The 6,375-nt window shown below is 64.4% G+C and carries 3 protein-coding genes and 2 pseudogenes; 4 read left to right on the top strand and 1 reads right to left on the bottom strand.

The window, feature by feature from the left end; translation table 11 throughout:
• The first annotated feature begins 444 nt into the window (after nucleotides 1-444).
• The 4 genes and pseudogenes from P3H15_RS52775 (at nucleotide 445) to P3H15_RS52790 (ending at nucleotide 5,346) form a co-directional block, all read left to right on the top strand.
• A complete protein-coding gene (locus P3H15_RS52775; protein ID WP_276144622.1) occupies nucleotides 445-1,305 on the top strand; it encodes a pirin family protein in 861 nt (286 codons plus the stop codon).
• A gap of 251 nt (nucleotides 1,306-1,556) precedes the next feature.
• Nucleotides 1,557-2,462: a 3-hydroxyisobutyrate dehydrogenase gene (gene mmsB, locus P3H15_RS52780; protein WP_276144623.1), complete on the top strand. Its 906-nt coding sequence runs from the start codon at nucleotides 1,557-1,559 to the stop codon at nucleotides 2,460-2,462.
• A gap of 194 nt (nucleotides 2,463-2,656) precedes the next feature.
• Nucleotides 2,657-4,099 (top strand): annotated as a pseudogene (locus P3H15_RS52785) (aldehyde dehydrogenase family protein).
• 32 nt (nucleotides 4,100-4,131) lie between these two features.
• Nucleotides 4,132-5,346 carry a CaiB/BaiF CoA-transferase family protein gene (locus P3H15_RS52790; protein WP_276144624.1) on the top strand — a complete coding sequence of 405 codons (1,215 nt, stop codon included), beginning with the start codon at nucleotides 4,132-4,134 and terminating at the stop codon, nucleotides 5,344-5,346.
• Nucleotides 5,347-5,464: 118 nt separating this feature from the next.
• On the opposite strand, the pseudogene P3H15_RS55675 reads toward P3H15_RS52790, so the two are convergent.
• Nucleotides 5,465-6,360: pseudogene (locus tag P3H15_RS55675) on the bottom strand (LysR family transcriptional regulator).
• Between the last annotated feature and the right edge of the window lie 15 nt (nucleotides 6,361-6,375).

Raw genomic sequence — 6,375 nt, forward strand, 5'->3', positions numbered from 1 at the left:
CTCCGGCGCCGCCTCGGCCACCACCGGAGCGATCTTCACCGCCTCCGCCAACAGAACCCGGGTGTCGCGCGGCATCGCAGTAGCAGTCACTGTTCTCACTTCTTTCATTCAACGGGACGTCTGAGCCATCCATCGGCCAGACAGGGAGCTTCGATTTGTACGTCGTGGACACGATCGCGGTGGCGAAAGTGGCCCTTCACCTGCGGTGTCAACATCCTGAGTACGACCACCACAAACGCTACGTGACCCGGGCCACATACCTCTTGCGCGCACCGCCAAAAATTGGCGGGGACCATTGCGTTCTCCCGGCAGTCGATACAGTTGCCGGATCCGAGCCCTCCTGCGGTGGCGTGGTCACGTCATGGTGTGCAATATTTGATAACACACTGTGACGAGTTGCCTGTCCCCCGGCGACCGTGGAGCCAGTTCGAAAGGAATATGGGCATGAACCGCGAGCCCGTTACTGTCATGCCTATCGCCCGTCGTATCGCCCACGTCGACGATCCCGCTCTGATCAAGGACTCGTCCCAGCACATAGCTCGGGCAATGATCCCGGCGGGCGACTGGGCGCGCCACGATCCGTTTCTGCTCATGATGGAAGACGACTTCGGGATCGGCGCCTTCGGAATGCACCCGCATCGAGGAATCGAAACGATCACCTACGTGATTGAGGGTTCGCTCACCCATACCGATAATCGTGGGAATTCCGGTGTTCTCGGTCCCGGAGACGTTCAGTTCATGACCGCGGGCAGTGGTGTTATCCACCTCGAGGAACCGCCTGCCGGTGAGCGCGTGCACCTGCTGCAACTCTGGCTGAATCTTCCTGCCGCACAGAAGATGACTACCCCTCGGTATCAGGATCTGCACGCCGCCGCGATGCCGCGGCATTCTGCGGAAGGCGTGGAGGTGACCGTGTATTCGGGCACATCGAACGGCGTGACGTCACCGACACTCAACCACGTGCCGGTGACGGTCGTCGAAATGCGGCTGACCGCGGGTGCCGCCTTCACGCAAGACCTGCCTGGTTCCTACAACGGGTTCGTCCATATTCTCGGAGGATATGGCGAATTCGGCGCGACGCACACCGCCGGCCGGGCTGGGCAGACTCTGTGGCTGGACCGCCCGACAAGCGGCGATGACACCGAACTCAGCGTCACCGCGGTCACGGATCTGCGAGTTCTTCTCGGCGCGGGAGAACCGCTACACGAGCCCGTGGTCGCGGGCGGGCCGTTCGTGATGAATACCGAGGCACAGATTCGTCAGGCATTCCTCGACTACCGCGCTGGACGATTCGACCCACATTGAACGGGGTGAGGGATGTGGGTGGGAAACACTCCTGTGCCGGGCCTCTCCTATCTCAGCCCCTGGCCTGCAGCAATGCAAAAATGCACACCCCCGTCGCAGATTCAGTGATTCCTTGACAGATTCCGGCCAGGCACACTGATTCCAGTCTGGCTGCACAACTGCACGATTGCCGGTTCGGGGCACGCAACGACATGCTCTCGCAGGATCGCCCGTGCCATGTCGGCCCACCACCACATACTCGAGGAGTAGCAATGAGCAAGATCGCCTTTCTGGGACTCGGCAACATGGGACTCGGTATGGCCACGAATCTGGTGCAGCACGGCCACATCGTGACCGGGTTCGATCCTTCGCCCGCGGCGTCGGAGAAGGCTGCTGCGCGGGGAATCCTCGCTACGGAATCCGTCATCGATGCCGCCCGAAACGCCGAGGTGATCATCACGATGCTTCCGAGCGGCAAGCATGTGATCGATGTCTACACCGAACTGGTCACCGCTGCCGAGAAGCCGGCACTGTTCCTCGATTGCTCCACGATCGATGTAGCCGACGCTCGAAAGGCGGCGAATCTCGCCACAGGAGCAGGTCACCATGCCGTTGATGCGCCGGTGTCCGGCGGCACCGGGGCAGCGGACGGTGGCACGCTCACATTCATGGTCGGCGGCGCGTCCGAGGCCATCGATCAGGCCGCTCCGTTCCTGGACGTGATGGGAGCAAGAATCGTCCGATGCGGCCAATCCGGGTCCGGGCAGGCGGCAAAGATCTGCAACAACATGATCTTGGGGATCTCGATGATCGCAGTCAGCGAGGCCTTCGCCCTCGGCGCAGAGCTGGGGTTGACCGACCAGGCGCTGTTCGACGTCTCCTCCACCGCCTCGGGGCAATGTTGGTCATTGACCACGAACTGCCCGGTGCCCGGTCCGGTTCCGACCAGCCCCGCGAATCGCGACTACTCCGGCGGATTCGCCAGTGCGCTGATGCTCAAGGACTTGCGGCTCGCACAGGCCGCAGCCGCGAGTAACGGAGTCGACACAGCCCTCGGAAAGCGGGCCATGGAACTCTACGAGCAGTTCGTCGCACAGGACGGTCCCGGCCGCGACTTCTCCGCAATCGTCACCGCCATCCGCGCGCGCACGCTCACTACGGAAACAACGACTGCGTAGCCGATTTCACACCGCCTTCGCCGGCAACACATCCGTCAAGCAGCCGGTTTGCGTAATCACCCGTCAGTTACCCACATTCGCCCCGCCCGCTCTTATCGCCTCAGACCCGGGCCCCGCCCCAAGGAGATGCACACATGACCTCCACCGAGACCTCCCAGCCCGAACTCGGCCTTCCCGAGCCCCGCGACTACCCGATGTTCATCGACGGCGCATGGGCAGAAGCCCACTCCGGCGAGTGGACGGACGTGACCACTCCGATCCGCCGAGGGCACGTGATCGGACGTGTCCCCACCGGCGGCGCCGCTGACGCAGACCGTGCGGTCCGCGCCGCGCACCGGGCTTTCCCCCAGTGGAGGTCCCAGCATTTCACTGCCCGTCAGCGCATTCTCGGCCGGATCGCTGACGCCATCGACGCCCGCTCCGAAGAGCTCGCCCGACTCACCGCGCTCGATACAGGGAACGCAATACGCACTCAAGCCCGGCCCGAAGTGCACACCCTGTCGAACCTTTTCCGGTTCTTCTCCGGTGTCGCCGGAGAGATCAAAGGCACGGTCCTTCCTGCCGGTGACGACCAGCTCCAGTACACCCGCCAGGAGCCGCTCGGTGTCATCGGCTGCATCCTGCCCTGGAACTCGCCGCTCATGATCGCTGGATTCAAGATCCCCGCCGCGTTGGCGGCGGGAAACACCGTGGTCGTCAAAGCGGCCGAAGCGGCCCCGCTGAGTGTGCTGCTTCTGGCCGAGATCTGCGCCGAGTTCCTGCCCGCCGGCGTTCTGAACGTCATCACCGGCTCCGGTGCCGTTGCCGGCGAAGCCCTCGTCCAGCATCCGGCCGTCGACAAGGTCTCGTTCACCGGATCGACTGAGGTGGGACGGCGGGTTGCTCGCGAAGCCGGGGCACGGCTCGCCCATGTGTCGCTCGAACTCGGCGGCAAGAATCCGTCGATCGTGTTCCCCGACATCGACATCGACGAATCCTTCATCGAGCAGTTGCTGCTGTCGACCCGCGTGCACCGGCAAGGGTAGAGCTGCACTGCCGGATCGCGGCTCTTCCTGCACCAGGACATCTACGACGAGGTCCTGGATCGCCTCGTGAACACCCTCTCCGGCCTTGAGGTCGGCAATCCACTCGCCGAGTCCACGGACATGGGCGCCCTCATCAACGAGAAACAGTTCGCGTCGGTGTCCGAGTACCTCGACGACGGTCGCAGCTCCACGAAGGTCTCCGTGGCCCTCGACGGCTCCCCCACCAAGCTCGGCAACTTCGAGGGCTACTACATGGGACCGACCGTCTTCTCCGGCGCCGACAACTCCTGGCGCCTGTCCCGTGAGGAGATCTTCGGACCCGCACTCGTCGCCATCCCGTGGACCGACCACGCCGACGTCGTCGCGATGGCCAACGACTCACACTACGGCCTGGCCGCCTATGTCTGGACGCACGATCTCGACCGCGCCCTGACCACCGCTCACGCACTCGAAACTGGTTGGGTGCAAGTCAATCAGGGTGGTGGCCAGATGATGGGCCAGTCCTACGGCGGGTACAAGCAGAGCGGCCTCGGCCGCGAGGTGTCGCTCGAGGGCATGATCGCCGGATTCACCCAGACCAAGCAGGTCAACGTGCGCCTGCGCACGCTCTGACCTATGCCCCTTTCGGACTGGAACGGATCCCTATGACTGTCGGACCACTCAATGACATCCTCGTCCTCGATCTCTCCCGCGCGCTGGCAGGACCGATCGCCGCAATGATGCTGGGCGACCTCGGCGCTAGGGTCATCAAGGTCGAGGCACCGGGTTCCGGCGACGACTCCCGCACCTGGGGGCCGCCGTTCGTCGGGCCCGCCGACGACCCCCATTCGTCGTATTTCATGTCGGCGAATCGGAACAAGGAATCGATCGTGCTCGACCTCAAGAGCGAGCACGGCAAGGATGCGCTGCGCCAACTGATCCGGCGGGCGGACGTGCTGATCGAAAACCTCCGGCCCGGCGCGTTCGACCGGCTCGGATTTGCAGCCGGCATGCTCGAGGAGCTCAACCCGCGGCTGATCACGTTGTCGATCACCGGCTTCGGACACGACGGACCGGAGGGATCCCGCGCCGGCTACGACCAGATCGCCCAGGGCGAGGCCGGGCTGATGTCGGTCACCGGTGACCCCGACGGGGAACCCACCCGGATTGGAGTGCCAATCGCCGACGTCCTCGCCGGTGTCCACGGCGCCACAGGTGTCTCGGCCGCACTGGCCTCGCGGGAAAAGACCGGCAAGGGCATGGTGGTGCGCACATCTCTGCTCGCGGCGGCCGTCAGTGCCCACACCTTCCAGGGCACCAAGTGGACGGTCGGCGGGCAGGTCGCGCAACGGTCCGGCAACCACCACCCGCAGATCGCGCCATACGGCAGCTTCCGCTGCGCCGACGGATACGTTCAGATCGCCATCGGCAGCGAGGCGATCTGGACGAAATTCGCCCCGGTCGCCGGCTTGTCGACGCAGGACGCACGGTTCGCGACCAACCGGGAGCGGGTCGCGCATCGCGACGCGCTGATCGAGGCGATCGAGGCCGACTTCTCCACCCGCACCCGAGCGGATGTGCTCGACGACCTCGAGACCGCCGGGGTCCCCGCGGGGTCGATCCGCACAATCGACGAGGTGTACGACTGGGATCAGACCCGCAGTCAGGGGCTTCTGGTGGAAGTCGAACATCCCGTAGTCGGGTCGGTTCGGCTGCCGGGCCCGTCGCTGCGGATGGAATCCGCGGACGGGCGGTCCCTGGTGCGCACGGAGCACTTGTCGCCGCCGACACTAGGACAGCACACCGAGCAGATACTCGACTGGCTGGCCGCAGACGAGAGCGCTGACCGCCTCGACCACGGCATCTCTGCGCGGGCGTAATCCACCGGTGAGCGTGTAGGTGCATCACCACCGCACCTACACGCCCGGTAGGCACTCCTGCATTCCGTCCTTTCGCGGGGTTCCTGCCCGTCTCGAGGAGCACGAACAGGTGCCCTCGCTATCGCCCGGGCAGCAACTCGTCCCGCCGCCTGACGGCTTCTTCCTGGATCGCTTTGCGGACCGCTTGCACGGCCGGGTTGGTCAGGCTTTCCCGTCGGGCTGCAAGCGAAAAGGCGAGTCTGACCTCGACCTTATCGGCAAGGATCCGTTGAAGATCGTCATGCTGATCGGCCATGAATGCTGGCAGCAGGCCGATTCCGCCGCCCGCGCGGGTGGCGGCGACATGGGCGAAAATATTGGTGGACATGAACTTCGCGGTGACTCCGGGAAGGTGACGGTCGAGGTCGAGGTCACCGACCTGGAGCAGGGAATCGACGAAGAAGACCAGCGGACCCTCAGCGCTTCCAGGGTGGTCGGCGCCCCGAAGTCCCGTAGGTAGCCCTCGCTGGCGTACAAGCCCAGCGAGTAGTGACAGATCCGCTCGGAGACCAACCGGCTGCTGATCGGAGCGCCGACGGCGATCGCGATATCGAAACCCGACGGTTGTAGGTTCAATTGCCTTGTTGCCGTGATTAGTTCGATGACGAGATGTGGGTGGTTGATGCGCAATTTCGCCAGAGCGGGAGCGACGAACAGTGCCCCGAAGCCGTCCGGCGCGGTGACCCGAATTGTCCCGCGTAGGGTCTCACCGATTCCGAGTACGACGTCGGCTGTTTCCTGGACGGCTTCCTCGATCTGCCTCGCCTTCTCTGCGACCGATCGCCCGACATCGGTGAGTTCCCAACTGTCGGCACTACGCTGCAGCAGGCGGACGCCCAGTGCCTTTTCGAGTGCACGCACACGCCGCGACACAGTGGTGTGATCGACTCCCAAGTCCATTGCCGCAGACTGGCGTCGCCCACTGCGCGCAACCGCTAGCGGGAGTTTCCTAGATAGCTGTGGCTTCGGTGCGATTAGCGCTGGTGGGAG

The sequence above is a fragment of the Rhodococcus sp. T2V genome, assembly GCF_029269925.1.
Taxonomy (GTDB): Bacteria; Actinomycetota; Actinomycetes; order Mycobacteriales; family Mycobacteriaceae; genus Rhodococcus_F; species Rhodococcus_F koreensis.